Origin of the sequence: Allokutzneria oryzae, from assembly GCF_042429765.1 — a bacterium.
In the GTDB taxonomy this organism is placed as follows: Bacteria; Actinomycetota; Actinomycetes; order Mycobacteriales; family Pseudonocardiaceae; genus Allokutzneria; species Allokutzneria oryzae.
Genome location: NZ_JBHLZU010000004.1, coordinates 23,329 through 50,164, shown reverse-complemented (window position 1 = coordinate 50,164; position 26,836 = coordinate 23,329). Strand labels below are relative to the sequence as shown.

General features: G+C 70.6%; 21 protein-coding genes. 5 read left to right on the top strand and 16 right to left on the bottom strand.

Going from position 1 to position 26,836, the window contains the following annotated elements; all coding sequences use genetic code 11:
* Nucleotides 1-138: 138 nt before the first annotated feature.
* The 6 genes from ACFFQA_RS04855 to gltB form a co-directional block, all read right to left on the bottom strand.
* Nucleotides 139-1,401 carry a glycosyltransferase 87 family protein gene (locus ACFFQA_RS04855; protein ID WP_377850397.1) on the bottom strand — a complete coding sequence of 421 codons (1,263 nt, stop codon included), beginning with the start codon at nt 1,399-1,401 and terminating at the stop codon, nt 139-141.
* Entirely contained in the window at nt 1,398-3,227 is a 1,830-nt protein-coding gene (locus ACFFQA_RS04850; RefSeq protein WP_377850396.1) for an ArnT family glycosyltransferase, read from the bottom strand. Before ACFFQA_RS04850 ends, ACFFQA_RS04855 begins: the two co-directional genes overlap by 4 nt.
* 40 nt (nt 3,228-3,267) lie before the next feature.
* On the bottom strand, nt 3,268-4,107 hold the full coding sequence (locus ACFFQA_RS04845) for a TauD/TfdA dioxygenase family protein (RefSeq protein WP_377850395.1): 840 nt from the start codon (nt 4,105-4,107) through the stop codon (nt 3,268-3,270).
* Nucleotides 4,108-4,118: 11 nt separating this feature from the next.
* Nucleotides 4,119-5,075: an L-tyrosine/L-tryptophan isonitrile synthase family protein gene (locus ACFFQA_RS04840; protein WP_377850394.1), complete on the bottom strand. Its 957-nt coding sequence runs from the start codon at nt 5,073-5,075 to the stop codon at nt 4,119-4,121.
* A gap of 272 nt (nt 5,076-5,347) precedes the next feature.
* Nucleotides 5,348-6,853, bottom strand: coding sequence for a glutamate synthase subunit beta (locus ACFFQA_RS04835; RefSeq protein WP_377850393.1), 1,506 nt, complete (start codon nt 6,851-6,853; stop codon nt 5,348-5,350).
* A complete protein-coding gene (gene gltB, locus ACFFQA_RS04830; protein ID WP_377850392.1) occupies nt 6,846-11,417 on the bottom strand; it encodes a glutamate synthase large subunit in 4,572 nt (1,523 codons plus the stop codon). Before gltB ends, ACFFQA_RS04835 begins: the two co-directional genes overlap by 8 nt.
* 518 nt (nt 11,418-11,935) lie before the next feature.
* Between gltB and ACFFQA_RS04825 the strand changes: the two genes are divergently transcribed.
* The 3 genes from ACFFQA_RS04825 to ACFFQA_RS04815 are packed head-to-tail and all read left to right on the top strand — an operon-like array spanning nt 11,936 to nt 14,705.
* Nucleotides 11,936-12,889 (top strand): ABC transporter substrate-binding protein, encoded by a 954-nt coding sequence (locus tag ACFFQA_RS04825; RefSeq protein WP_377850391.1) that lies wholly within the window; start codon nt 11,936-11,938, stop codon nt 12,887-12,889.
* A complete protein-coding gene (locus tag ACFFQA_RS04820; RefSeq protein ID WP_377850390.1) occupies nt 12,886-13,932 on the top strand; it encodes a FecCD family ABC transporter permease in 1,047 nt (348 codons plus the stop codon). The genes ACFFQA_RS04825 and ACFFQA_RS04820 overlap by 4 nt, the downstream gene beginning before the upstream one ends.
* Nucleotides 13,932-14,705, top strand: a complete 774-nt coding sequence (locus ACFFQA_RS04815; protein WP_377850389.1) for an ABC transporter ATP-binding protein — start codon at nt 13,932-13,934, stop codon at nt 14,703-14,705. Before ACFFQA_RS04820 ends, ACFFQA_RS04815 begins: the two co-directional genes overlap by 1 nt.
* 65 nt (nt 14,706-14,770) lie before the next feature.
* Here ACFFQA_RS04815 and dctA read toward each other — a convergent pair whose 3' ends face one another.
* Nucleotides 14,771-16,129, bottom strand: coding sequence for a C4-dicarboxylate transporter DctA (gene dctA, locus ACFFQA_RS04810; protein WP_377850388.1), 1,359 nt, complete (start codon nt 16,127-16,129; stop codon nt 14,771-14,773).
* A 210-nt stretch (nt 16,130-16,339) separates the two neighbouring features.
* On the opposite strand from dctA, the gene ACFFQA_RS04805 reads away from it, so the two are divergent.
* The gene (locus tag ACFFQA_RS04805) at nt 16,340-17,272 is read left to right on the top strand and encodes a TAXI family TRAP transporter solute-binding subunit (protein WP_377850387.1); all 933 of its coding nucleotides are present in this window, start codon (nt 16,340-16,342) and stop codon (nt 17,270-17,272) included.
* 24 nt (nt 17,273-17,296) lie between these two features.
* Here the strand turns inward: ACFFQA_RS04805 and ACFFQA_RS04800 are convergent, their stop codons facing one another.
* From ACFFQA_RS04800 to ACFFQA_RS04765, 8 genes are all read right to left on the bottom strand, one after another.
* Nucleotides 17,297-18,658, bottom strand: a complete 1,362-nt coding sequence (locus tag ACFFQA_RS04800) for a HAMP domain-containing sensor histidine kinase (protein WP_377850386.1) — start codon at nt 18,656-18,658, stop codon at nt 17,297-17,299.
* Between the two features lie 2 nt (nt 18,659-18,660).
* Nucleotides 18,661-19,329 (bottom strand): response regulator transcription factor, encoded by a 669-nt coding sequence (locus tag ACFFQA_RS04795; RefSeq protein ID WP_377850385.1) that lies wholly within the window; start codon nt 19,327-19,329, stop codon nt 18,661-18,663.
* A 31-nt stretch (nt 19,330-19,360) separates the two neighbouring features.
* The gene (gene lgt, locus ACFFQA_RS04790) at nt 19,361-20,362 is read right to left on the bottom strand and encodes a prolipoprotein diacylglyceryl transferase (protein WP_377850384.1); all 1,002 of its coding nucleotides are present in this window, start codon (nt 20,360-20,362) and stop codon (nt 19,361-19,363) included.
* A 178-nt stretch (nt 20,363-20,540) separates the two neighbouring features.
* Nucleotides 20,541-21,332, bottom strand: coding sequence for a tryptophan synthase subunit alpha (gene trpA / locus ACFFQA_RS04785; RefSeq protein ID WP_377850382.1), 792 nt, complete (start codon nt 21,330-21,332; stop codon nt 20,541-20,543).
* Nucleotides 21,332-22,555 carry a tryptophan synthase subunit beta gene (gene trpB, locus ACFFQA_RS04780; protein ID WP_377850381.1) on the bottom strand — a complete coding sequence of 408 codons (1,224 nt, stop codon included), beginning with the start codon at nt 22,553-22,555 and terminating at the stop codon, nt 21,332-21,334. The genes trpA and trpB overlap by 1 nt, the downstream gene beginning before the upstream one ends.
* A 14-nt stretch (nt 22,556-22,569) precedes the next feature.
* Nucleotides 22,570-23,379 carry an indole-3-glycerol phosphate synthase TrpC gene (gene trpC / locus ACFFQA_RS04775; protein ID WP_377850380.1) on the bottom strand — a complete coding sequence of 270 codons (810 nt, stop codon included), beginning with the start codon at nt 23,377-23,379 and terminating at the stop codon, nt 22,570-22,572.
* A gap of 187 nt (nt 23,380-23,566) precedes the next feature.
* Nucleotides 23,567-24,136: a Trp biosynthesis-associated membrane protein gene (locus tag ACFFQA_RS04770; RefSeq protein ID WP_377850379.1), complete on the bottom strand. Its 570-nt coding sequence runs from the start codon at nt 24,134-24,136 to the stop codon at nt 23,567-23,569.
* Nucleotides 24,129-25,688 (bottom strand): anthranilate synthase component I, encoded by a 1,560-nt coding sequence (locus ACFFQA_RS04765; RefSeq protein ID WP_377850378.1) that lies wholly within the window; start codon nt 25,686-25,688, stop codon nt 24,129-24,131. Before ACFFQA_RS04765 ends, ACFFQA_RS04770 begins: the two co-directional genes overlap by 8 nt.
* 115 nt (nt 25,689-25,803) lie before the next feature.
* Here ACFFQA_RS04765 and ACFFQA_RS04760 point away from each other — a divergent pair, with 115 nt between their 5' ends.
* Nucleotides 25,804-26,421 carry a TetR/AcrR family transcriptional regulator gene (locus ACFFQA_RS04760; RefSeq protein ID WP_377850377.1) on the top strand — a complete coding sequence of 206 codons (618 nt, stop codon included), beginning with the start codon at nt 25,804-25,806 and terminating at the stop codon, nt 26,419-26,421.
* Here the strand turns inward: ACFFQA_RS04760 and ACFFQA_RS04755 are convergent.
* Nucleotides 26,414-26,803, bottom strand: coding sequence for an RlpA-like double-psi beta-barrel domain-containing protein (locus ACFFQA_RS04755; protein ID WP_377850376.1), 390 nt, complete (start codon nt 26,801-26,803; stop codon nt 26,414-26,416). The two genes, ACFFQA_RS04760 and ACFFQA_RS04755, sit on opposite strands and share 8 nt — an antisense overlap.
* Between the last annotated feature and the right edge of the window lie 33 nt (nt 26,804-26,836).

Below are 26,836 nucleotides of genomic sequence, written 5' to 3'. Positions count from 1 at the left end.
CCCAGGCTTGGTCTCGCTCACTGGTCCGCATCCACATTCGAGGTCGACGGCAAACAGCTGTGGATCTTGCACCAGCGCGCGGAGCCCAGTCATCCGGGGTCGGAGTAGTTGTTTGCTGCCAACGAACTCCGGCCCGGCTCAGCTACCTGCGAGAGTTCCCGGCACGGCCGTGGTTCGGGTGCTGAGCTGACGCCACACCCACACCAAGGTTGCGCCGAAGAGGAACACGTACACGTTGGTGTAGAGGTTGCCGAGGCCGTTCCACTCCGGGATGCCGATCACGCCGAGCGCCGGGATGTCCATGCGGTGCCCGGTGACGAGGTGCATCGGCCACGCGAACGTCACCGCCGTGAACACCGCGAGCGCGGCGGCGTCCCGGCGCGTCCGCTGCCAGCCGTGCGCGGCGACGACCACGAGCGGGACGAACCACACCCAGTGGTGGCTCCAGGAGATCGGCGACACGGCGGCCCCGGTCATGCCGACGAGCGTGAAGCCGAGCAGCGTCTTCCCGCGCCGGTGCGCGAGGACCGCGACGGACAGTCCGGCGAGCGCGGCGAGCAGGGCGACGCCCAGCCACAGCACCGTGGGCGGTTTGTCCACTGTGAACAGTCGGGCGAGCAGGCCGTTGAGCGACTGGTTCATCTGGATGGCGACCTCGCCGACCCGCTCGGTGCGCAGGAACGTGCCGCTCCAGTACCGCAGGGTGTCGCCCGGCGTGACCACGAGGCTGACCAGCACCGTGCCCAGGAACGTGGCGACGGCGGTGGCGGCAGCCCGGTACCGCCGGGTGACCAGGAAGTAGATCACGAAGATCGCCGGAGTGATCTTGATACCGGCGGCGAGGCCGACCGCGAGACCGAGCCACAGCTCGGTCCGCTTGTGCAGCCCGAACAGCAGCACCACCAACAGCACGAGGTTGACCTGGCCGAGGTACATCGTCCACGCGACCGGCTCGACCCAGAACAGCAGCGCCGTCAGGGCCAGCGTGACGCGGCGGGTGTCGCGGTCGCCCGCGTGTCCCATGATCCGCAGCGACAGCCAGACCGCGCACGCCACGAGCACCGTGTTGACCGGGAACACCAACAGCTTCCACAACCACAGCGGCCCGAGCACCATCGGCGCGAACAGCAGCGTGGAGAACGGCGGATAGGTGTAGGAGTACATCCCGCCGTCGATCTTGCCCTCGTACAGCGGCGCTCCGTCCACCAGCGCACGCGCCCCGGCCTCGTAGACCGTGAGGTCGATGAAGTCGGTCATGATCACGAAGCCGGTCAGCGCCCAGTGCAACGCGGAGATCGCGGCGAAGCCGGTGACGGACACCAGCGCGATCCACACCGCGTTGCGGGACAACCACGCCAACGGCTTCGGCAGCGGTCTCACGGTGGTGGTGTCGGAACTCATCGCGAGCCTCCCGGCTTGCAGTCGAAAAGAAGCTCCGGGTGTCCCGGCGGCCCGGAGGGACCGGAAGCACCCTGGTACTCACCAGCGGGCACGGGCGCGCAGGTCTTCGCGACCCACTCCTGGCGTTCGATCGACACGGAACCGCCCATGCCGCCGTGGAACCCGCCGATGAGCACGTGCCGCACCTGCCCGGAGCGCACGAGCTCCTGAAGCTCCACAATGGACGGAACAGCGGCGGCCCCGGTGAACCCGCCCATCGGCAACACGCTGTACCCGGCTCGCAGGTACGGCGCGGCGGTGTTCGCGGTTGGCACGGCGAACAGGTACCGCTCCCCCGCGTGGTGCTGGGTCACATAGCGCAGCACGCCCGCATTCGGAGTGATCATGTTCATGTCCCCCATACCGGGAGGGAACGGCGTGTCGGCCGGCAGCCCGTGCATCGCGGCCATCCCTGCGGCGGGCAGGGGATTCGCCTCCCCCGCAACGGGGTTCAAAGCCGACAAGCCGTCAAAGCTCTTCCCCGAAGCGATCACGGTGAACACTCCGGGCGCCACCACCAGGGCCACCACCCCCAGCACCGGCCGCCGGATCGCGAGCGCCACCAGCACACCCCCGGCGCTCACCACCCCGACCCACGCCATCCCTTCCCGCACACTCAGCACAACCACCCACACCCCCGCGCCCAAAAGCGCCATTCGCGGGCTTATGGACCTCTGAGCGCGCTCGCGAAGGTCCATAAGCCCGCGAATGGCGAAAGCGGTGAGGGCGGCGAGGGCGGGGGTCAGGGCCGCGGTGTAGTAGGGGTGGATGCCGGAGGCGGCGGAGAAGACGGCCGCGTGGGTCAGGAGCCAGGTGCCCCACAGGAGGAGCCCGGCGCGGACGGAGTCGGTGCGGGGGTGGGACCTCCTGGCGACGAGGCCGAGCACCAGAGCCAGCAGCGCGAGCGGGAGCAGCCAGCTGACCTGGGCACCCACCTCGGCGTTGAACAGGCGGAACACGCCGGGCGCCCCGCCGAAGTCCGCGAGGAAGCTGCTCACCTCGGCGGTCGTGTCGTTGCCGTGCACGAAGCGGCCGAAGCCGTTGTACAGCAAAGCCATCTCCCACACCGAGTTGTGGGTGCTGCCGTCCACGTACGGGCGGTCGGCTGCGGGCGTCAGCGCCACCGCGACGAGCCACACGGAGCTGACCGCGAGCGCGAGAACACCGGCAGCGAGGCTGCGGCCGATGCGGTGCGCGAGGCCGCCCGGAGCGGCGACGAGGTAGGCGGTTCCCAGTGCGGGCAACACAAGGAACACCTGCGTCATCTTCATCTGGAAACCGATCCCGACCCACACCGCGGCGATCAGCAGCTGCGGCCAGCGACCGCTCTTGATCGCCTTGGTCATCGCCAGTGCCGCGCACACCATGCACAGCACCAGGAACGTGTCGGGAATGTTCACCCGCGCCAACACCACCGTGATCGGTGTCAGTGCGAAGACCGCGCCAGCGACCAGTCCCGCCTTCGTCCCGATCCACAGCCGCACCGCAGAGCACAACACCGGAACCGTTGCCGCTACGGCAAGCGCCTGCGGCAGCAACACGGCCCAGGTGTGGAAGCCGAACACGCGCACTGACAACGCCTGCAACCACAGGGCGCCGGGCACCTTGTCGACCGAGATCGAACCAGCCGGATCGAAGGCACCGTAGAGGAACGCGTGCCAGCTGGTGCTCATCGAGCGCACGCCGACCGTGTAGTAGTAGTGCGGATCGACGCGGCCGAAAGCCCAGAACGCCAACAGGAAGGTTCCCGCGGTCAGGGCGAGCACGACCACCGAGCGGGTCTTCACCGAAATACCGCTTGCGGGTTCGAGCCTTGGCAGAGTCATCTCAGCCCAACGCGGGGTTCTCGAACGGCGGGTCGCCGAGCACGTGCACGCGTCGCAGGTGCCGAGGCGCGCGGTGGGTGAACGCCTCGCGGCCGTGCAGCAGCGTGTAGTTGTCCGTGATCACCAGGTCGCCGTCGACCCAGTCGTGCGCGTAGTAGTGGCGCGGGTCGTAGAGCGCCTTCCGCAGCTCCTCGACCAAGGTCGGCACCTCGTCGTCGGCGACGCCGTCGAAGCTGTGGCTCGGTCGGTTGAGGAACGTCTCGTCGTCGGCGATCGGCGGCTCGTTGAAGCGCATCGTCGGCACAGCGGTCGTCGGATGTGGGACCACCAGAGGCGAAACCGCCTGGCCGCCGTAGTGCACCTTGTTCTGGATCCGGTAAGTGACGGTGATCTGGCTCCACCGCTCGACGGTCGCGGGGTCGGCGGTGGCCAGCACACCGCTGGAGTCGCTGAACGTGGTGCGGCCACCGTTGCCGTTGCCCGGTGAGCTGACGCACTGGAAGACCTGGAACTCCGGGATCAGCGGCTTGTACATGCCGTCCCAGTGCAGGGGGACGTAGCTGTGGTCGAAGATGTGGTCGGTCGGGGCTTCGGCCTCGACGAGCTCAAGCACGGCGCCGAAGGGCCACATCATGATCTCGCCGAGCGTGCCGCTCCACTCGGTCAGCTCGTCAGCGTCGGCGAAGGTGCGGAATCCGCGCAGCACCACGATGTGGTGCTCGCGGGTGAGCGCGCGCAGTGCCTCCGGCGCGAGCGTCGCGGGGTTCTGCCTGGCCCGCTCGGCCCGGACCAGCACTCCGAACGGCCCGATCTTCTCCGTCTGGACAAGGGTTTGTGACACGACGCGCTCCTTCAGCCGGTGAGGCGGGACAGGACGTAGTGACTGGGGCGACCGCCCCGCCGGACGAGGGTGGCGCCGAGCCGTTCGGCGTCGGAGCGCTTGACCAGCTCGGTCCGCCCGTCGGTGACCACGGCGACGCCGTGCCACGGGGTGAGCCAGCCGTCGGCGGTCTCCATCAGCAGGATTCCGAGCTTGTCCGCGCCGCACGGCTGCGGGTGGATGGACAGCCGGACCGCGTCCGGGAAGCGCTCCGCGAGCAGCGAGCCCCACGCGCGGCTGCGCTGGATCACCCCGTACGCGCGGCGACGTGCCTCGCGCAGCGCCGCTGCCCTGCTGCCCTCGTAGCCGGGACCGAGCTGGTCCTCGAACAGGAACCGGGTCATCCCCCGGTAGATGCTCAGCGCCTTGTCACCGGCCTTGACCTCGGCCCGCACCGACTCCAGCGACTGCGCGTAGTGGGTGACGAGGTGCTCGCGCATCGCCGCGTGGTCGTCGACGCCGAGGTGCACGTCGTCGAGGTCGAAGACGTCCAGCCGCTCCGCGCCGATCTGGTCGATCATCGCGACCAGTTCGCGCCGGTAGGCGGTGACGGCCTCGTCGGGCACCCCGATCAGATCGCCGAAGACCCGCCCGTCGGAGCAGATGACGAAGCGCGCGCCCGGCGGGTAGAGGCGTTCGATTCGATCGCAGAGGGACTGGAGGAACTCCAGCGCCACTCGTTCCGCCATGTCCGGGAGATGACTGATGGTCTTCGCCCGGTTCGGTGACTTGGCCGGGAACGCGGGCAGCACGAGCTGGATCTCCCGACCCGTCGCCATGGCCGCGGTGATCTTGCGCAGATGCGGCTCGTCGCAGGCGGCACAGGGCAGTTCCCGGCAGGTGTCACCGCTCGGGAGCTGGCGCTGGTAGGCCATCAGGAGCCGGAGCACGGCCACCGCGACCTCGCTCCGCAGCGCGGTTTCCACCATCTTCCGACTCCCCTTTCGCACCGGAGGACCACACGGCCGGGGAAGCCTGACAAGAAGGTTCAACTCCGAACAATCTCACCTGCCCATAGCTTCGTCCTATGGACTGTGAGCGCACCCGCCACGAGGTCGGGTCATTAGGAAGTTGGATGCGCGATCACTTGTCCGGTCACCACTCGAACGGCCGCAACCGGACTACGACGAAAGAGCGCCTGACCGCGAAAACGGGCCCCAGGACGTCGTTGTCCTGGGGCCCGTCAGCCGGAGAGAGCGGGCTACACCACCGAGAGCGGGATCGCGGTGGGGTGCACCGGTGAGGGCAGGTCGGAGGCGCCGGTGAGGAAGGTGTCCACCGCGCTGGCCACCGAGCGGCCCTCGGCGATGGCCCACACCACCAGCGAGGCACCCCGGTGCGCGTCACCGCAGACGAACACGCCCGGCGTGCTGGTCTGCCAGTCGGTGCCGCAGGAGAGCGTGCCGCGCGGGGTCAGCGTCAGCCCCAGGTCGTCGAGCAGGCGCATGTGCTCGACCCCCTCGAAGCCGATCGCCAGCAGCGCGAGGTCGCAGGGGATCTCCTCGACCTCCTCCGACTGCGGCACCACCTGGCGGCGACCGGAGGCGTCGCGTTCGACGCGGACCTTGCGCAGCCGCACCGCCTTCACCTGTCCGGTCCCGTCGTCCACAAAGGACTCCACAGCGACCGCGAAGAGCCGCTCGCCGCCCTCCTCGTGCGCGGCGTAGCTGCGCAGCACCCACGGCCACGTCGGCCACGGTGAACGGTCGTCGTCGCGGACCGTCGGCGGCTGCGGGTACTGGTCGAGCTGGTAGACGCGGGTCGCGCCCTGGCGGTGGGCCGTGCCGAGGCAGTCCGCACCGGTGTCGCCACCGCCGATGATCACGACGTTCTTGCCGGCAGCGTCGATCGCGGCCGGGCCGTCGCCTTCGCAGAACTTGTTGGCGGGCACCAGGTGCTCCATCGCCAGGTGCACCCCGCGCAGCTCCCGGCCCGGGGTCTCCGGCGTGTCACGGCCGCGCAGCGCGCCGACCGCGAGGACCACCGCGTCGAACTCCTCGCGCAGCTTGTCGACCGGCAGGTCGACGCCGACCTCGCAGTTGGTGACGAAGCGGGTGCCCTCGGCGCGCAGCTGCGCGAGCCGCCGGTCGAGGACCTTCTTCTCCATCTTGAACTCGGGGATGCCGTAGCGCAGCAGGCCGCCGAGCCGGTCGTCGCGCTCGAAGACGGTGACCTCGTGGCCCGCCCTGGTCAGCTGCTGCGCCGCGGCGAGGCCCGCGGGGCCGGAGCCGACAACGGCGACCTTCTTGCCGCTGGAGACGCCCGACGGCAGCGTCTGCACCGTGCCGGACTCCCAGGCGACGTCGGCGATGGCCTGCTCGACGCGCTTGATCGCCACCGCGCCGCCCGAGTCGTGCGAGATCGACAGCACGCAGGCCGCCTCGCACGGGGCCGGGCACAGCCGCCCGGTGAACTCGGGGAAGTTGTTGGTGGCGTGCAGCCGCTCCGACGCCTGTTCCCAGTCGCCCCGGCGCACCAGGTCGTTCCACTCCGGGATCAGGTTGCCCAGCGGGCAGCCCGCCGAACCGGAGTGGCAGAACGGGATGCCGCAGTCCATGCACCGGCTGGCCTGGGTGCGCACCTGCTCGTCGCGCTCGGGCTGCTCGATCGCGGCGTAGACCTCGGCCCAGTCGCCGAGCCGGTCGTCGGCCGGGCGCTTGGCGGCCTCGGCGCGGGAGTGCTTCAGGAAACCGTTCGGGTCAGCCACGGGACGCCTCCATGATCGCCGCGTCGACGTCTCGGCCCTCGGCGCGCGCGGAGCGCTCCGCCTCCAGGACGCGCTGGTAGTCCCTCGGCATGATCTTGGTGAACGCCGAGGAACGCCGGGGCCAGTCGCCGAGCAGCGACGCGGCCACCGCCGAGCCGGTGAGCCGGTGGTGGCGCTCCACGACCTGGCGCAGCCACTTCAGGTCATCGGCGTGCGGCCGCTGGAGCTCCACCATCGCCGTGTTGACCCGGCCGGGGTCGAGGTCGAGCACGTAGGCGATACCGCCGGACATGCCCGCCGCGACGTTGCGCCCGGTCGGCCCGAGCACCACCGCGCGGCCGCCGGTCATGTACTCGAAGGCGTGGTCGCCCGCGCCCTCGGACACCGCGACCAGCCCGGAGTTGCGCACGCAGAAGCGCTCGCCGACCCGCCCGCGCAGGAAGATCTCGCCGCGGGTGCCGCCGTAGCCGATCACGTTGCCCGCGATCACCTGCTGCTCCGCCGCGAAGTTCGACTCCGGCGCCGGCCGCACCACGATCCGGCCGCCGGAGAGGCCCTTGCCGACGTAGTCGTTGGCGTCGCCGACCATCTCCAGGGTGATGCCCGGCGGCAGGAACGCGCCGAGCGACTGGCCCGCGGAGCCGGTGAGGCGCACGTGGATGGTGTCCTCCGGCAGGCCCGCGCCGCCGAAGCGGCGGGTGACCTCCGAGCCCAGCAGCGTGCCGACGGTCCGGTTGACGTTGCGCACCGGCAGCTCCAGGCGGACGGGGTGCGCGTCCTCCAGCGCCGCCTCGGCGAGCTGGATCAGCGTGCGGTCCAGCGCCAGCTCCAGGCCGTGGTCCTGGCCGCGCAGCCGCCGCTTCGCCGCCCCGTACGGGGTCTCCGGCGTCGCGAAGACCGGGGACAGGTCCAGACCGGAGGCCTTCCAGTGCTCGACAGCGCCGTCGGTGTCCAACAGCTCGGCGTGCCCGATGGCCTCGTCCAGCGTGCGGAAGCCAAGCGCCGCAAGGTGTTCGCGCACCTCCTCTGCGATGAACTCGAAGAAGTTCACCACGAACTCGGCCTTGCCCGCGTAGCGCTTGCGCAGCTCCGGGTTCTGGGTGGCGATGCCGACCGGGCACGTGTCGAGGTGGCAGACGCGCATCATCACGCAGCCCGCCACGATCAGCGGCGCGGTGGCGAAGCCGAACTCCTCCGCGCCCAGCAGCGCGGCCACGATCACGTCGCGGCCGGTGCGCATCGCGCCGTCGACCTGGACGGTGATCCGGTCCCGCAAACCGTTGAGCATCAACGTCTGCTGGGTCTCGGCGAGGCCGATCTCCCACGGGGTCCCGGTGTGCTTGAGCGAGGTCAGCGGCGAGGCGCCGGTGCCACCGTCGTGCCCGGAGATGAGCACCACGTCCGCGTGCGCCTTGGCAACACCCGCCGCGACCGTGCCGACGCCGACCTCGCTGACCAGCTTCACGTGGATGCGGGCCTGCTCGTTGGCGTTCTTCAGGTCGTGGATGAGCTGGGCGAGGTCCTCGATCGAGTAGATGTCGTGGTGCGGCGGCGGGGAGATCAGCGCGACGCCCGGCGTGGAGTGCCGGGTCCGCGCGATCCACGGGTAGACCTTGTAGCCGGGCAGCTGACCGCCCTCACCGGGCTTGGCGCCCTGGGCCATCTTGATCTGGATGTCGGTGCCGTTGACCAGGTACTCGCTCGTGACGCCGAAGCGACCGCTGGCGACCTGCTTGACCGCGGAGCGCCGCTCCGGGTCGTAGAGCCGCTCCGGGTCCTCGCCGCCTTCACCGCTGTTGGAGCGGCCGCCGAGCTGGTTCATCGCGATGGCAAGGGTTTCGTGCGCCTCTGCCGAGACAGAGCCGTAGGACATCGCGCCGGTGTTGAACCGCTTCACGATGGAGGTGACCGACTCGACCTCCTCGATCGGGATCGGCTCTCGCGCCTCGGTGCGCAGCTTGAACAGCCCGCGCAGCGTGCCGCCCTTGCGCGCCAACGCCTCCACCTCTTCGGTGTAGCGGCGGTAGACCTCCTGGCGGCGGGTCTTGGTGGCGTGCTGGAGCAGGAACACCGTCTCCGGGTTGAACAGGTGCAGCTCGCCCTCGCGGCGGTAGTAGTACTCGCCGCCCACGTCGAGCTTGCGGTGCGCCCGGTCGGTCGGGTTGTCCGGGTAGGCCATCCGGTGCCGGGCCGCGGCCTCCGCGGCGAGCACGTCCAGGCCGACGCCGCCGAGCTTGGAGGTGGTGCCGCAGAAGTACTCGTCGACCAGGTCCTGGGACAGGCCCAGCGCCTCGAAGACCTGCGCGGCGGTGTAGGCGCCCACGGTCGAGATGCCCATCTTGGACATCACCTTGAGCACGCCCTTGACCAGCGCCTGCACGTAGTTCTTGATCGCCTTCTCCGGCGCGATCCCGGTGATCGCCCCGTGCGAGATCATGTCCTCGATGGTCTCGAAGGCCAGGTACGGGTTGACCGCGGCGGCGCCGAAGCCCAGCAGCAGCGCGATGTGGTGCACCTCGCGGGCGTCGCCGCTCTCCACCACCAGCGCCACCCGCAGCCGCTCCTTGGTGCGCACCAGGTGGTGGTGCACCGCGGAGACCAGCAGCAGCGAGGGGATCGGGGCGCGCTTGTGGTCGGAGTCGCGGTCGGAGAGCACGAGCGTGCGCGCCCCGGCGGCGATGGCCTCCGATGCCTCGCGGCGGACCCGCTGGACCGCCTCGGCGAGCGCGAGCCCTCCACCGTCCACTTCGTACAGTCCGGAAAGGACGGTGCAGGCGAAGCCCGGCAGGTCGCCGTCGTCGTTGACGTGGATGAGCTTGGCCAGCTCGTCGTTGTCGATGACCGGGTAGGGCAGCTCGATGTGCCTGCACGACGCCGGACCTGGCTCCAGCAGGTTCTGCTCCGGGCCCATCACGCGGGCGACCGAGGTGACGATCTCCTCGCGGATCGCGTCCAGCGGCGGGTTGGTGACCTGCGCGAAGTTCTGCTTGAAGTAGTCGTAGAGCAGCCGGGGGCGCTGCGAGAGCGCGGCGACCGGGGTGTCGGACCCCATGGAGCCCAGCGGTTCCACACCGCCGGTGACCATCGGCGAGAGCAGGACGCGCAGCTCCTCCTCGGTGTAGCCGAAGGTGAGCTGGCGGCGCACGACCGACTCGTGGCTCTGCACCACGTGTTCGCGGTCGGGCAGGTCGGCCAGCTGGAGCAGGCCCGCGTGCACCCACTCGTCGTAGGGCAGCTTCCCGCCGAGCTCGGACTTGAACTCCGCGTCGTCGATGATGCGACCGGCCTTGGTGTCCACCAGGAACATCCGGCCCGGCTGGAGGCGGCCCTTGGCGACCACCTCGGCGGGCGGCACGTCCAGCACGCCGGTCTCGCTGGCCAGCACGATGCGGTCGTCGCTGGTCTGCCACCAGCGCGCCGGGCGCAGGCCGTTGCGGTCGAGCACCGCGCCGACGACGGTGCCGTCGGTGAAAGTGACGCACGCGGGGCCGTCCCACGGCTCCATCAGGCTGGCGTGGAACTGGTAGAACGCCCGTCGCGCCGGATCCATGGTGGCGTTGTTCTCCCACGCCTCCGGGATCATCATCATCACCGCGTGCGGCAGGCTGCGGCCGCCGAGGTGCAGCAGCTCCAGCACCTCGTCGAAGGAGGCCGAGTCCGAGCCGTCGGGCGTGCAGATCGGGAACAGGCGGCTGAGGTCGCCCGGGATCAGGTCGCTGGCGAGCAGGGCCTCCCGCGAGCGCATCCGGTTGCGGTTTCCCCGGATCGTGTTGATCTCGCCGTTGTGCGCGACGTAGCGGAACGGGTGCGCCAGCGGCCACGACGGGAACGTGTTGGTGGAGAACCGGCTGTGCACCAACGCGATGGCGCTCTCCAGCCGCTCGTCGCGCAGGTCCGGGAAGAACGCGGGCAGCTGCTCGGTGGTCAGCATCCCCTTGTAGACCAGCGTCCGCGAGGACAGCGACGGGAAGTACACGCCGCAGCCCGCGCGCTCGCTCTCCACCTCGGCGCGCTTGCGCAGGCAGAAGGCCAGCCGGTCCAGCTCGACGCCGCTGGGAGATCGGCCCGCCTCGTCCGGCACGCCCGCGACCAGCAACAGGGCGAAGTGCGGCATGACCGACCGGGCGGTGGGGCCCACGTCGGCGGCGTCGGGGTCGACCGGAACCTCGCGCCAGCCCAGCACTCGCAGGCCCTCGTCTCCCGCGATGCGCTCGATGAGCGCGACGGCCTCGGCACGGCGCTCGGCATCGGCGGGCAGGAAGCCCATGCCCGCGGCGTAGCGGGCCTCGCCGTGCTCGTCCGGCGCGGGCAGGTCCAGCTCGGCGCACTCGGCCCGCAGCAGCGCGTCGGGCAGCTGGAGCAGGATGCCCGCGCCGTCGCCGCTGGTGGGCTCGGCACCGGCCGCGCCGCGGTGTTCCAGGTTCGCCAGAGCCGTCAACGCGTCGGTCACGATCCCGTGGGAACGGCGGCCCTTGATGTCGGCCACCATCGCGACACCACAGGCGTCGCGTTCCTCGCTCGGGTCGTACAGACCTTGCCGGCCAGGGATGGCGGAGAAGATCACGCGCAGACCTCCCTCGTCGTCCTCGTGCAGTCCAGTGGTGGGGGCTGCGGGACGACGGTGGCCCGCTCACGACTCCGCCGGGCGGAGTCGCCGTTGCAAAAGAAGCGCCTGAATGTGCCACAGGCAGCGTGTTTGTTACGGGGACTGTAACAGCCCGGAAATAAGGAGGCACCATCTTCTGGGTGACATCCCGCGTCGGGCGTAACGATTCGTGTGATCGACACGATGTAGCGCCCGACACAACAGTACAGTTGTACTGGTTAGTCTACCTGGCAAGATGCCCAGGGAGCTTCCAGTGTACTGGTAACTTCCGCATCGCCCGCTCGGTAGCGAAGTCCGGTGCGACTCCGGCGCTGTCCCGCAACTGTGATGGTCGGCTCGTCCCGCCGGCCTAGCCAGGTCGCCAACCGCTGCGTGTTCGACACCGAACCCACTCCCGGAGCAGGGGTGCTCGGATGACCACGGCCGCCGGCCTGGCTTCGCGAGGACCACGCCCCCGCGCCGGCCGCACCGAGGACGTGAGACGAGTGCAGTTCCGCCGCATCACCGCCGCCCTGGCCCTCGTGGCCGTTGCCGGGCTGACCGGGTGCGCCACCCGCGAGCCCGCCAACGCCCCCGCCCCGTCCTCCGGCGCGGCGACCGGGTTCCCGGTCGAGGTCAGCGTCCCCGGCGGCACCACGGGGCTGAAGCTGGAGAAGCGGCCGGAGCGGATCATCTCGCTCAACCCCAGCAGCACCGAGACGCTGTACGCGGTCGGTGCGGGCAAGCAGGTCGTCGCCGTGGACGACCAGTCCACCTTCCCCGCCGAGGCGCCCAAGACCACGCTCTCCGGCTTCAAGCCGAACCTGGAGGCGATCGCCAACCAGAAGCCCGACCTGGTGCTGGCCTCCAACGACACCGACAACCTGGTCACCGGGCTGGGGCAGCTGAAGATCCAGGTCCTGCTGGTGCCGGCCGCCACGACGCTGGAGGACACCTACGCGCAGGTCAGCGCGATCGGCAAGGCCACGGGCCACGCGGCCGAGGGCGAGGCGCTCGCCACCAGGATGCGCGCGGACATCGACAAGATCGTCACCGACACCCGCAAGCCCGCCCGGCCGCTGAGCTACTACCACGAGCTGGACAACTCGCTGTACAGCGTGACCTCCAAGACCTTCATCGGCCAGGTCTACGGCCGCTTCGGGCTGACCAACATCGCCGACGAGGCCGACAAGAGCGGAAGCGGGTACCCGCAGCTGAGCGCCGAGTACCTGGTCAAGGCCAACCCCGACCTGATCTTCCTGGCCGACACCAAGTGCTGCGGCCAGAACGCGCGGACCGTGGCCGCGCGCCCCGGCTGGCAGAGCCTGACCGCCGTGAAGAACAACGGCGTGGTCGCGCTGGACGACGACATCGCCTCCCGCTGGGGTCCCCGCGTGGTGGACCTGGTCCGCACCGTCTCCTCCGCCGTCTCGGCAGCCGCCGCCAAGTGACGGGGTTGCGGCCGACCAGGCTGACCTGGCGGCAGCTCGGGACCGGGTGCGCGCTGTTGCTGGCCGTGGTGGTCGCGTCGGTGTTGCTCGGCGCGATCGACCTCGGCTGGCAGCGGGTGCTCGCCGAGTTCTGGGCGCAGCTCACCGGCGGCGTGTCCCCGCTGTCGGAGCAGGAGGCCGCGATCCTGTGGCAGCTGCGGGTGCCGCGGGTGGTGCTCGGCTGCCTGGTCGGCGGGGCGCTCGCGATCTCCGGCGCGGCCTTCCAAGGTGTCTTCCGCAACCCGCTCGCCGACCCGTACCTGCTGGGTGCGGCGGCCGGAGCGGGACTCGCGGCGACGCTCGTGGTGTTCGCGGTCCCGGCGCAGCAGGAGCTCGTCCAGGGCTGGGCGATCGGGCCGCTGCCGCTCGCGGCCTTCCTCGGCGCGCTCGGCGGCGTCGGCCTGACCTGGGCGCTGGGCCGCTCGGCGGGCGGCGGGACCGCCACGCTGGTGCTGGCCGGTGTCGCGGTCGCGTCGTTCCTCACCGCGGTGCAGACCTTCGTCCAGCAGCTCAACGTCGAGAACCTGCGCATCATCTACAACTGGATGCTCGGCGGCCTCGGCACCACGGGCTGGAACGAGGTCCTGCTGATCCTGCCGTACGTGGTCGTGGCGTCGGCGGTGCTGTGCGCGAGCGCCCGGCTGCTCGACGTGCTCGGCGTCGGCGACGAGGAGGCAGGAGCACTGGGGCTGCGGCCGGCGCGGGTGCGGCTGGTCGTGCTCGTCGCGGCGTCGCTGGCGACCGCGGCCGCCGTCTCGGTCAGCGGCCTGATCGGCTTCGTCGGCATCGTCGTGCCGCACGTGATCCGGTTGATGGTCGCGGGCAGCTACCGCGTGCTCGTGCCATTGTCGCTGGTGGGCGGGGCGATCTTCCTCGCGGCGGCGGACGTGTTGGCGCGCACCGTGATGGCGCCGTCGGAGCTGCCCATCGGCGTGATCACCGCGTTCACCGGTGCGCCCTTCTTCGCCTTCGTGCTGCGGGCTTCTCGCAAGGGCGGTGCGTGATGGCGGAGCTGGAGCTGCGCTCGGTCTCCGCGGGCTACAAGGGCCGGATGGTGGTGCGCGAGGTGACCGCCCGACTGCCCCGGGGCTCGTGGCTGGCGATCATCGGCCCGAACGGTGCGGGCAAGTCGACCTTGCTCAAAGCGATAACCGGAATTGCCGCGCACACCGGGGAAATCCTGTTGGACGGCGCGCCGATCTCCGCGATGAGCGCGCGGGAAAGGGCTCGTGCGGTCGGCTACTCGCCGCAGACGCCGGTGGTGCCGGAAGGGCTCACCGTCACCGACTACGCGTTGCTCGGCCGCACCCCGCACCTCGGGTTGCTCGCGCGTGAGGGCCGGTCGGACCTCGCCGTCGTCGGCGAGGTGCTGGCCCGGCTCGACCTGGAGCACCTCACCGACCGTCCACTCCGGACACTCTCGGGCGGGGAGCGCCAACGTGCCGTGCTGGCAAGGGTTCTGGCGCAACAGGCCGGACTGCTGCTGCTCGACGAGCCGACGACCGGGCTGGACGTCGGCCACGCGCAGTCGTTGCTGGAGCTGGTCGACCGGCTGCGCCGCGCGGACGGCACCACCGTGGTCAGCACCCTGCACGACCTGACCCTGGCCGCCCAGTACGCCGACGAGCTGATCCTGGTCGACCACGGCGACGTGGTGGCGGTCGGCCCCCCCGCGGAGGTCCTGACCGCCGACCGCATCTCCACCCACTACAGCGCCAACGTCACGATCCTCACCGCCCCCGACGGCACCCCCGTCGTCACCCCCGTCCGCACCTGACGGCCATTCGCGGGCTTATGGACGCCTGAGCGCGCTCGAAAAGGTCCATAAGCCCGCGAATGGCGTTACTTGGCGGCCGCGGGGGCGGGAGTTCGGGTGTCGGCGCGCATCAGCTCGTCCATGTCCACAAGGGACGGGTTGTCCAGGACCTCGTTGAGGCGGTCGCGGTCCAGGGCGTTCTGCCAGCGGGCCACGACCAGCGTCGCCACGCCGTTGCCGATCAGGTTGGTCAGCGCGCGGGCCTCGGACATGAACCGGTCGATGCCCACGATCAGCGCGATGCCGACCACCGGGATGGTGTCGCCGAACGCCTGGAGGGAGGCGGCCAGCGTGATCAGGCCTGCACCGGTGACGCCCGCGGCGCCCTTGCTGGAGAGCAGCATGAACAGCAGCAGGCCGAGCTGCGTCCACAGCGACAGCTCCACCCCGGTGGCCTGGGCGATGAAGATCGCGCCCATGGTCAGGTAGATGCAGGTGCCGTCCAGGTTGAACGAGTAGCCGGTGGGGATCGTCAAGCCCACGACGGACTTCTGCGCGCCCGCCGCCTCCATCTTCACCAGCATCCTGGGCAGCACGGCCTCGCTGGAGGAGGTGCCGAGCACGATCAGCAGCTCGTCCTTGATGAACCGGACGAACTTGAGCACGCTGAACCCGGTGATGCGGGCGACGACGCCCAGCACCACGACCACGAACAGCACACAGGTCGCGTAGAAGGCGATCATCAGGAACGCCAGGCCGGTCAGCACCTTGCTGCCGTACTTGCCGATGGTGAAGGCCATGCCGCCGAACGCGCCGATCGGGGCCGCGTACATCACGACCTTGATCACGCCGAACATCACCTTGGAGACGGTGTCCAGTGCGTCGATGACCTTCTTGCCGCGCTCGCCCATGAAGGACACGGCGACCGCGACGAGCACCGCGACCACGAGCACCTGGATCAGCTGGCCGGAGGTGAACGCGCCGACGAAGGACTCCGGGACCAGGTGCAGGATGAACCCGGTGAACCCGTCGGTGTCCTTGGCCTTGGAGATGGTGTCCGCGGCCTCACCGGCGTTGATCGGCATGTTCAGGTCGGCGCCCGGCTTGAACACGTTGACGACGACCAGGCCGATGACCAGCGCCAGCAACGTCATCGCGGTGAAGTAGAGGATGGTGCGCAGCGCCAGCCCGCCCGCCTTGGCGAGGTTGCCCAGCCCCGCGATGCCCACCACGATCGTGCAGAAGATCGTCGGTGCGATGACCATCTTCACCAGGTTCACGAAGAAGTCGGCGAGCCACTTCATCTCCGAGGCCTGTTTGGGGAAGACCAGCCCGACGAGCACACCGAGTGCGATCGAGACCAGTACCCAGAAGTACAGGTGCCGGTAGATCGGCTTCCGCGTGGTCTTCGGTGTGACAGCACCGTCCGTCGCGGCGTCGGCCATCGTCCCTCCTCGGGCTGGGTGGTCGGGGGAATCCTCGCGCTGGGCTGGAATGTTGACCGCTGGTGAAAGCGCGGGACAACGGGCTGGGGCGAAACTTCAGACGCAGCTGACGTAGCCGCAACACGTGTGTGACCGCCCATTCTTGTTCTCAAGGGACACTGACACGTTTCAGCGGTACTGCCGGGGGCGGGCGCAGGCTAACCTGCGGCCATGACTCGGCGCGCGGTGAACCGTCGCACGCTGCTCGCGGCGGCGGGGCTGGGCGTGGTCGCTGGCTGCTCTCCCAGACCACGCTCCGACCTGCGGGAACTGGTGCTGGCGACGGGGCCGGACGGCGCGGTGTTCCAGAAGATCGGCGCGGCACTGGCCACCCTGCTGGGCAGGGCGCTGCCGGAGATCCCGGTGCGGGCGCGGCCGAGCAGCGCCTCGGTGGAGAACCTGCACCTGCTCAACAGCGGCGAGGCGCACCTCGCACTGTCCTCACTGGACTCGATCTCCGAGCACCCGAACACCTCGATACACGGCATCAGCGCGGTCGGGCGGCTCTACGACAGCTTCCTGCACCTGGTGGTGCTGGCGTCCTCACCGATCCAGGACCTGGAGGACCTGCGGGGCAAGCGGGTCTCCATCGGCGCGCGCGGCTCGGGAACGGAGTTCATCGTCGCCAACCTGCGGCGGGTCACCGGCTCGACCTTCACCCCGCTGCTGCTCAACCAGCAGGCTTCCGCGGTGGCGCTGGCCCGCGGCGAGCTGGACGCGTTCTTCACGCTGACCGGCATCCCGACCCCGGCGATCACGGACCTGGAGCGCGGCACCCCGATCCGCCTGGTGCCGCTGAGCGCGCAGGCCCAGGCCCTGGCCCGGATCCCCAACGGCTACTACCTCCCCGCGACCATCCCGGCGACGACCTACGGCGCGGTCCCGCCGTGCCCGACGGTGGTGACCCCGAACCTGTTGCTGGCGCGCGAGGACGTCCCCGAGGACGTGGTGGAGACGGTGACCCGCACGGTCTTCACCGAGGCCCCCACGATCGCGGCGGACCGCCCGGAGGCACGCCGCATCAACGTCCGCACCGGCATCGCCACCGGCCCGGTCCCCCTGCACACCGGAGCCGCACGCTGGTTCCGCGCGGTCAAGGGCTGACCCTCCGCTTCGCGTTCGCGGGGGTCAGTCGGCGGGCAGGCGGACCACCGCGTCCAGGCCGTGCGGGCCCGGGGAGAGCAGCTCCAGCTCGCCGCCCGCCGCCGTGACCAGCTCAGCGCAGATCGCCAGGCCCAGACCGGTGCCCGCGATGTTCTGGTGCCTCGGTGAGCGCCAGAAGCGGCTCAGCGCCTGCGCTCGCTCGTCCTCCGGCAACCCCGTGCCGTCGTCGATGACGTGCAGCTCGACCATGTCGGCCACCCGCTCCGCGCGCACGACGATCTCGCTGCCCCCTGAGAGCCGCACCGCGTTGCCGACCAGCTCGTCGAGCACGCTGCCAAGGCCACCCGGCGGCTCCAGCACGCGCAGTCCCTGGGGAATGTCGACGAAGAGCTCCATCTCCGCCCGCAGCGCCGACGCCGCCCACGCGGGCTCGTGCGTCGCGACAAGGGTGTCCAGCTCCACCGGCTCCGCCGCGGCGGCGCTGTCCAGGCGGGTCGCCGCGAGCAGGGCGTCGAGGACGCGGCCCATCTCCGCCGCCTCCTCGACGGCGATCTCGTGGGCCTGGCGCGCCGCGTCGGAGTCCAGGTGCGGCTGGAGGTTCTCCACCGCGAGCCGCAGGCTGGCCAACGGGTTGCGCAGCTGGTGCGAGGCGTCCGCGACGAACGCGCGCTGACGGCGCAGTGCCCTGCCGACCACGTCGACCATGCTGTTGAAGGACACCGCGAGCCGCCGCAGCTCCGGCGGGCCGTCCACGTCCGCGCGGGTGTCGAGCTTGCCGCTGGCCACCCGCGCGGTCGCCTCGTCGAGCTGGTGGATCGGCCGCAGCACCCACCGCGAGATCGGCCACGCCACCGCGACCAGCGCCAGCAACGGGACCAGGCCGACCAGCACCAGCAGCCACCAGACCTGGACGATCTGCGCGCGCAGCGACTCCGTGGAGGCCAGCGTCACCACCGAGGCGACCACCTCGCTGTCCCGGCCGACCGGCTCGACCACGACCAGCGGCTCCTCCCGCCACGGCCACACCACCTGCGGCGGGTCCGGGCGGTAGCCCGCGAAGGCCAGCTCCAGCTGCTTGTGCACCGTCGGCACGGTGAGGTCGAAGTTCTCCCGCGACGCCAGGATGATCCGGCCGCCCGGCGCGACCAGCGCGGCGGGGCTGTTGTAGAGCGCGTCGTAGCGGACCATCTCGTCGCGCAACCCGCTGGTGCGGCCGGAGGACAGCGCGTTGTCGGCGAGCGAGGCGAACCGGCTGGCGTCGGCGAGGCGGTCGAGGTACATCCGCTGCGTCTCGCTCTCGGCGAAGGCCATCGCCAGCGGGATGCCCAGCGCGGCGGCCAGCACCACCAGCAGCGGCACCAGGACGCCGAGCAGCCTGCGCAGCACCGCTACCTGGCCAGGCGGTAACCGACGCCGCGCACGGTCTCGATGCGGACGTGCTCGCCGAGCTTGCCGCGCAGGGTGGCGATGTGGGTGTCCAGGCTGCGCGAGCGCGCCTCCCAGCTGGTGTGCCAGACCTGGTCCAGGATGTGGTCCCTGCTGACCACGCTGCCCGGCCGCGCGATCAGCAGCACGAGCACGTCGAACTCCTTGCGGGTCAACAGGATCTGCTCACCGTCCACAGTGGCCACCCGGGCGGCCGTGTCCACGCTGAGCTTGCCGACCTCGATGGTCTCCGCGCCCTCGGACTCGGCGTTGGCGCGCGCGGACCGCGTCCTGCGCAGCACCGCCTCCACCCTGGCGAGCAGCTCCGCGGTGCCGAAGGGTTTGACCACGTAGTCGTCGGCACCGCTGCGCAGCCCGAGCACCCGCTCCCGCTCCTCGCCGCGCGCGGTCACCGCGATGATCGCCATGCCCTCGGTCTGCCGCAGCCTGCGCAGCAGGTCGAGCCCGTCGGCGTCGGGCAGGCCCAGGTCAAGCAGGACGACGTCGGCGTGGCCCGCCTGCAGTGCGGCCGCCGCGGTCGCCACCCGGTGGACGTCGTAGCCGGCGTGTTGCAACGCGGTGACCAGTCCGCGTGCCACTCGGTCGTCGTCCTCGACGACGAGGATGCGCATGGGGACTCATGTTAGGGGGCGACGGCGCGGATCAGGTCTTCTCGGTCTTCGCGGGGTCGGCCGAGGAAGTCTCCTCGGGCTTCTCGGCGGTGCTCTCGTCCTCGGCCTCCTGGGCCGATTCCGGCGTGCCCTGAGCGGCCTCGTGCGCCTCCCGCAGCGCCGCGAGGTCCTCGCGTTCGCCGCGCTTCTTGGCCAGCACCAGGTAGATCACGGCACCGGCGAAGACGATGACCGAGGTGAAGACGTTGATGCGGATACCGGCGATCAGCGTGGCGTGGTCCTCACGCATGATCTCGATCCAGAACCGGCCCGCGGTGTAGCCCGCGACGTACAGCGCGAACACCCGGCCGTGGCCGAGGCGGAACCTGCGGTCGGCCCAGACGATCAGCAGCGCCACGCCGAGGTTCCACAGCAGCTCGTAGAGGAACGTCGGGTGCACCACCGCGATCGGCGTGTGGTCGATGGCAACGCCGCCGAGCGGGTCCTCCAGGTTGGTGACCGGGTCGATCCTGCGGTAGATCTCCAGGCCCCACGGCAGGTCGGTCGGACCGCCGTAGAGCTCCTGGTTGAACCAGTTGCCGAGCCGCCCGATGGCCTGCGCCACCACGATGCCGGGCGCGACCGCGTCGGCGAAGGCGGGCAGCGGGATCCCGCGCTTGCGGCAGGCGATCAGCGCGCCGACCGCGCCCAGCGCGATGGCGCCCCAGATGCCGAGGCCGCCCTGCCAGATCTTCAGCGCGTCGATCGGGTTGCCGCCGGGACCGAAGTACTTCGGCCAGTCCGTTGCGACGTGGTAGAGCCGCCCGCCGACGAGGCCGAACGGAACGGCGAACACGGCGATGTCGGTGACGGCGCCCCGCTCACCACCCCTGGCGACGAAGCGGCGTTCGCCCCAGGCGATGGCCACCACGATGCCCGCGATGATGCAGAGTGCGTACGCGCGTAGCGGCACCGGGCCGATGTTCCAGACCCCACGGTCGGGGCTGGGGATCGTTGCCAGGATCGCGGAGACCGTTCCAGTCACGCGGACCACCGTAGCCGCTACCAGTCCACTCCCGTGGGCTACCCCGTCACTCCGCCACCGGCTTGGCCGCAGCGCTGGGTTGACGTGGTGGAAAACCCGCGTTCTGTAGGCTTAATGCGCGAATGAAACGATTCAAATCGCATTAAGCCTACAAAACGCGAAAACGGCGCCAGCGGAGGTGGCGGGGTCAGGCGGTGACGGGGGTGCGGCGGGTGCCCTCGGCGAGCTCGGTGGCGAGGGCGCGGACGGCCGCCTCGCCGGAGTTCGCCGCGTTGACGAAGGCCGAGCCCACGATCACGCCGTCGGCGAAAGCCGCGACCTCGGCCGCCTGCGGGCCGGAGCGCACGCCGAGGCCCACGCCGATCGGCAGGTCCGTGTGCGCTCGGGTCCGCTGGACCAGCTCCGGGGCCTGGCTGCTCACCGCGTCGCGGGCACCCGTCACGCCCATGATCGAGGCCGCGTAGAGGAAGCCGCTGCTGGCCGCCGCGGTCAGCGCGATCCGCTCCTCGGTGGACGACGGCGCCACCAGGAAGACGCGGTCGAGGCCGTGGGCGGTCGAGGCCGCCATCCAGTCGTCGGCCTGCTCCGGGATCAGGTCGGGCGTGATCAGCCCGAGGCCGCCCGCCGCGGCCAGGTCGCGGGCGAAGGCGTCAACGCCGTAGCGGTGCACCGGGTTCCAGTACGTCATCACCACCGCGCGGCCGCCGGCGGAGGAGATCGACTCCACCACCGAGAACAGGTCGCGCACGCGGAAGCCGTTGCCCAGCGCGGTGTCCGCCGCCGCCTGGATGGTCGGACCGTCCATCACCGGGTCGGAGAACGGCAGGCCGACCTCGACCAGGTCGCAGCCGGAGTCCAGCATCGCGGCCAGGTGCTGCTGGGAGCCCTCGACGGTCGGGAAGCCCGCGGGCAGGTAGCCGATCAGCGCCGCACGGTCCTGCGCGCGGCAGTCGGCGAACATCTGCGTCAGAACCGACATCAGGCGTTCTCCCCCACGAGGTTGAAATACTGGGCGGCGGTGTCCATGTCCTTGTCGCCCCGACCGGACAGGCAGACCAGGATCACGCCCTCCGGCCCCAGCTCCTGCCCGAGCTTGATCGCGCCCGCGAGCGCGTGGGAGGACTCGATCGCCGGGATGATGCCCTCGGTGCGCGAGAGCAGCCGCAGCGCCTCCATGGCCTCCGCGTCGGTGACCGCGCGGTACTCCGCGCGGCCGATGTCCTTGAGGTAGGAGTGCTCCGGGCCGACACCGGGGTAGTCCAGGCCCGCCGAGATCGAGTACGCCTCGGTGATCTGCCCGTCGGAGTTCTGGAGCAGGTACGAGAACGCGCCGTGCAGCACGCCCGGCTCGCCCTGGGTCAGGGTCGCGCCGTGCTTGTCGGAGTCCACACCGTGCCCCGCGGGCTCCAGGCCGACCAGCCGCACGTCGGCGTCGTCGAGGAAGCCGTGGAAGATGCCGATCGCGTTGGAGCCGCCGCCGACGCAGGCCGCGACGGCGTCGGGCAGGCGGCCCACCTGGTCGAGCATCTGGGCGCGGGCCTCGGCGCCGATCACCTTGTGGAAGTTGCGCACCATCATCGGGAACGGGTGCGGTCCCGCCGCCGTGCCGAGCAGGTAGTGCGTGTCCTCGACGTTGGCGACCCAGTCGCGCAGCGCCTCGTTGATCGCGTCCTTCAGCGTGCGCGAGCCGGTCTTGACCGGGATGACCTCGGCACCGAGCAGCCGCATCCGCGCCACGTTGAGCGCCTGCCGTTCGGTGTCCACCTCGCCCATGTAGACGACGCAGTCCAGGTCGAGCAGCGCGCACGCGGTCGCGGTGGCGACGCCGTGCTGGCCGGCGCCGGTCTCGGCGATGACCCGCTTCTTGCCCATCCGCTTGGTCAGCAGCGCCTGGCCCAGCACGTTGTTGATCTTGTGCGAGCCGGTGTGGTTGAGGTCCTCGCGCTTGAGGAAGATCCGCGCGCCGCCCGCGTGCTCGGCGAACTTCGGCGCCTCGGTCAGCAGCGAGGGGCGGTTGGCGTACTGGGCGAGCAGCCGCTGGAACTCCGCGACGAACTCCGGGTCCAGCCTGGCCTTGTCGTAGGCAGCCGACAGCTCGTCGATCGCGGCCATCAGCGCCTCGGGCATGAACCGGCCGCCGTAGGGACCGAAGTGCCCGCGCTCGTCCGGCCCGTGCTTGTCCCTGTCCTCGTCGTAGGTCATCGAGCTCTCTCTTCTCAGCGACTGGGGCGGGGGCATGCCGGGTGCGAACCGGCGGTGACCAGCTGGGTGACCGCACTGCGCGGGTTGCCGCTGGTGACAAGGCCCTCGCCGACGAGAACGGCGTCCGCGCCGAAGCCCGCGTAGGTCATCAGGTCACCAGGGCCGCGCACGCCGGACTCGGCGATCTTGATGATCTCACTGGGCAGTCCTGGCGCGATCCGGCCGAAGCAGTCGCGGTCCACCTCCAGGGTGGTCAGGTCGCGCGCGTTCACCCCGATCACCTGGGCGCCCGCCTCCAGCGCGCGGTCGGCCTCCTCCGCGGTGTGCACCTCGACCAGCGCGGTCATGCCCAGCGACTCGGCGCGGTCCAGCAGCGCCTCCAGCACGTTCTGCTCCAGGGCCGCCACGATCAGCAGGATCATGTCCGCGCCGTGCGCCCTTGCCTCGTGGATCTGGTACGGGCTGACCATGAAGTCCTTGCGCAGCAAGGGAACGTCGACCGCGGTGCGGACGGAGTCGAGGTCGGCGAGCGAGCCGCCGAAGCGGCGCTCCTCGGTCAGCACGCTGATCACCCGCGCGCCGCCGGCCTCGTAGTCCCTTGCCAGCTCGGCCGGATCGGCGATGCCCGCCAGCTCGCCCTTGGACGGGCTGCGGCGCTTGACCTCGGCGATCACCCCGACACCGGGGGCACGCAGCGCGGCCATGACGTCCCTCGGCGGCTGCGCCTGCGCGGCGAGCTCCTTGACCACCGACAGCGGTGTCAGGGCTTCGCGGGCGGCCAGGTCGGCGCGGACGCCTTCGAGGATCGACTCCAGGACGTTCACGCGCACTCCTCCGCATGATCCGTTCGTCCGGGCCGGCCGGTGGTGGCTCGTCCCGCCGCTCGAATCGGTTCGTTCCTGCCGCACCCGATAGCAACCGTCCTCATCACGGTGGCCGTGAGGCGTCCATGGATGCTAACTCTGGGATGGTGCCGCTTTTGGTCTGGGGTCACCGAATCCGTCCTGGGTATCAAGGTTCTTTTCGCGCTGTGACCGTGGGATCACGCCCCGAGTCGAGCGCGTCCCACACCTCCCGGTCGGGATCGGCGGCCTTGGCGTTACTCCCCGTGGCGTAGCGGGCACCCATCGCGGGCATCCGGCCGCCACCGAAGAGCAGGACCAGCCCGGCGACGCCGAGCAGGGTCAGCCCGGCCAGCCCGAGCAGCGGTCCGACCACCGTCTGCGCCCCCGCCGTGGTGCCGACGCTGTCCAGCGCCCCGACGAACCACAGCCCGACAGAACCGCCGCCGACCAGCGCCAACAGCCCGCCGAAGAGCCTGCGCGGCCAGCTCGCCGTTGCCACCGCGCCCGCGATCCCGGCGAGGCTGAGCAACGCCAGCGGGACCAGCGCGGGAACCTGGTCGGCGCCCGTCGGCCGGTCCTGCGAAGCCCGCAGCGCCGCGGCGGGGTCGGTCTCGCTGAACCACTGCAGCGTGGAGGAACCCCAGAGCAGCCCGGCCGAGGCGAGCAACAGCAGCACGACTGTCCACAAGAGACCGCGGACGGGGGTGACGCGTTGCGCCTCAACGGTTTCAGCCACCACTGACCCCATCAACGGCCAGCCCCATCGTGTCCGCCGTCGCGATGGCCGAGAGCACCGCGCGCGCCTTGTTCAGGCACTCCTGGTCCTCGGCGACCGGGTCGGAGTCGGCGACGATGCCCGCTCCGGCCTGCACGTAGGCAACGCCTTCGCGCACCAGGGCGGTGCGGATGGCGATGGCGGTGTCGGCGTCACCGGCGAAGTCCAGGTAGCCGACGACGCCGCCGTAGAGGCCGCGGCGGGTCGGTTCGAGCTCCTCGATCAGCTCCATCGCACGCGGCTTCGGCGCGCCGGAGAGCGTGCCTGCCGGGAAGCACGCCGCGACCGCGTCGTAGGCCGTGCGGTCCTCGGCGAGCTGACCGGTCACAGTGGACACGATGTGCATGACGTGGCTGTAGCGCTCGATGCGGAAGAAGTCGACCACGGTGACCGAACCGGGTTTGCAGACGCGGCCGAGGTCGTTGCGGGCGAGGTCGACCAGCATCAGGTGCTCGGCCCGCTCCTTCTCGTCGTGCAGCAGGTCCTTCGCCAGCAGCGAGTCCTCCTCCTCGTCGGCCCCGCGCCACCGCGTCCCGGCGATCGGGTGCGTTGTCGCCTTGCCGTCGCGGACGGTGACCAGCGCCTCGGGGCTGGAGCCGACGATGCTGAACCCGTCGAGGTTCAGCAGGTACATGTACGGGCTGGGGTTGGTGGTGCGCAGCACGCGGTAGATGTCCAGCGGATCGGCCTGGGTCGCCAGCTCGAAGCGCTGCGAGACGACGATCTGGAACGCCTCGCCCGCGTGGATCGCCTCCTTCGCACGGTTGACCGCCGCGGTGTAGTCCGACGAGCTGCGGCGGCGGGTGAACCCCGGCTCCGGCCGGGAGAACACGGCGGCGCTGGGCGCGGCGGAGGTGCACAGCCGCGCGGTCATGTCCTCCAGCCGCGCCACGGCCTCGTCGTAGGCGGCGTCGACGCGCTCGTCGGTGTCGTCCCAGTTGATCGCGTTCGCGATGAGCGTGATCGTGCCCTCGTGGTGGTCCATCGCGGCGAGGTCCATCGCCAGCAGCATCACCAGCTCGGGGATCTTCAGGTCGTCCTCGGCGAGCTCGGGCAGCGCCTCCAGCCTGCGCACCACGTCGTAGCCGAGGTAGCCGACCATGCCGCCGGTGAGCGGGGGCATGCCGGGCAGCGCGTCGGTGTGCAGCAGCCGCATGGTCTCGCGCAGCGCCACCAGCGGGTCGCCGTCGCGGGGCAGGCCGACCGGCGGCGTGCCCGTCCAGGTGGCGTGGCCGTCGACCACGGTCAGCGCGGCCGGGCTGTGCGCCCCCACGAAGGACCACCGGGACCAGGAGCGCCCGTTCTCGGCGGACTCGAACAGGAACGTGCCGGGGCGGTCCGCGCCGAGCTTGCGGTAGACCCCGACCGGGGTCTCGCCGTCGGCGAGCAGCCGACGCACCACCGGGATGACCCGGCGGTCCCTGGCGAGTTCGCGGAACTCCTCGCGACTCGGGCTGATCTCCCCCATCGCCGCGCCTGCGCTCCGGGCGGCACTACCGAGCACGCTGACCATGGGGGTCATTGTGCCCGGTCGTTGACGCGGCGGGCGAACGCGGCCCATTATTTCCACACGCGTTGAAAACAGTGGTCAGGCATCTGCCGACACCGGATGCGGGAAGGAGGCCGACGTGGGCACCGAGACGCAGAGTAGCTCACCGCGCAGGCGCGGCAGGCGCCCGGCGGGCGAGGACACCAAGCGCGCGCTGCTGGACGCGGCCCGCCGCGGCTTCGCCGAGCTGGGCTACGACGGCGCGACCGTGCGCGGCATCGCCGCCGACGCCGGGGTGGACCCAGCCATGGTCAACCACTGGTTCGGCGGCAAGGAGGGCCTGTTCACCGCCTCCATCGAGATCCCGGTCGACCCGAAGCAGCTCGTCGAGACGCTGCTGTCCGGTCCGACCGAGCAACTGGCCGAGCGCATGGTGCGCACGTTCCTCCAGGTGTGGGACGGCACCGGCGGCGGCGCGTTCGTCACGCTGGTGCGCAGCGCGTCCAGCAACGACAACGCCGCGAAGATGCTGCGCGAGTTCATCTCCACGATGGTGTTCGGGCCGATCGCGCGGCGCCTCGGCGTGGACCGGCCGGAGTTCCGCGCCGCGCTGTGCGGGACGCAGATCGCGGGCATCGGGCTGGTCCGCTACGTGATCAAGCTGGAGCCCTTCGCCTCCGCCGACCACGACACGGTGGTGGCCGCGGTCGCCCCGAACCTCCAGCGCTACCTGACCGGCGACCTCGGGACTACGTGACGAACTCCCACTTGATGGCGATTCGACCCGCGCTGGTGCCGGCGAGCTTCTTGAAAGCCGCCTTGCTCAGGTCGAAATGGGTTTTCGAACACGAGGGGCACTTGTCCCGCACCGGCACGGTAATCGACTTCTTACCGTAGGTGACCTTCAGTCTCTTCTTGCAGATCGGGTCTTTGTTCGGGTTCGCGGTCGTGAACCACTTCGCGGACACGGCCACCAGGAGCTGCGTCGAGGCATTGATCTTCTTTCCGCAGGCACCGGTTCCGGAGAGGGCGTAGTAGGTGGCCTCTCCCGACTTCGCCGCGGCGAATGCGGGGGCGGTCCCGACACCCATGAACAGGGTTCCACACACAGCGATCACTGAAAGAGCAGGGCGCATCATGCGGCCAGTGTCACTTCTCCGAAGAACACGAGA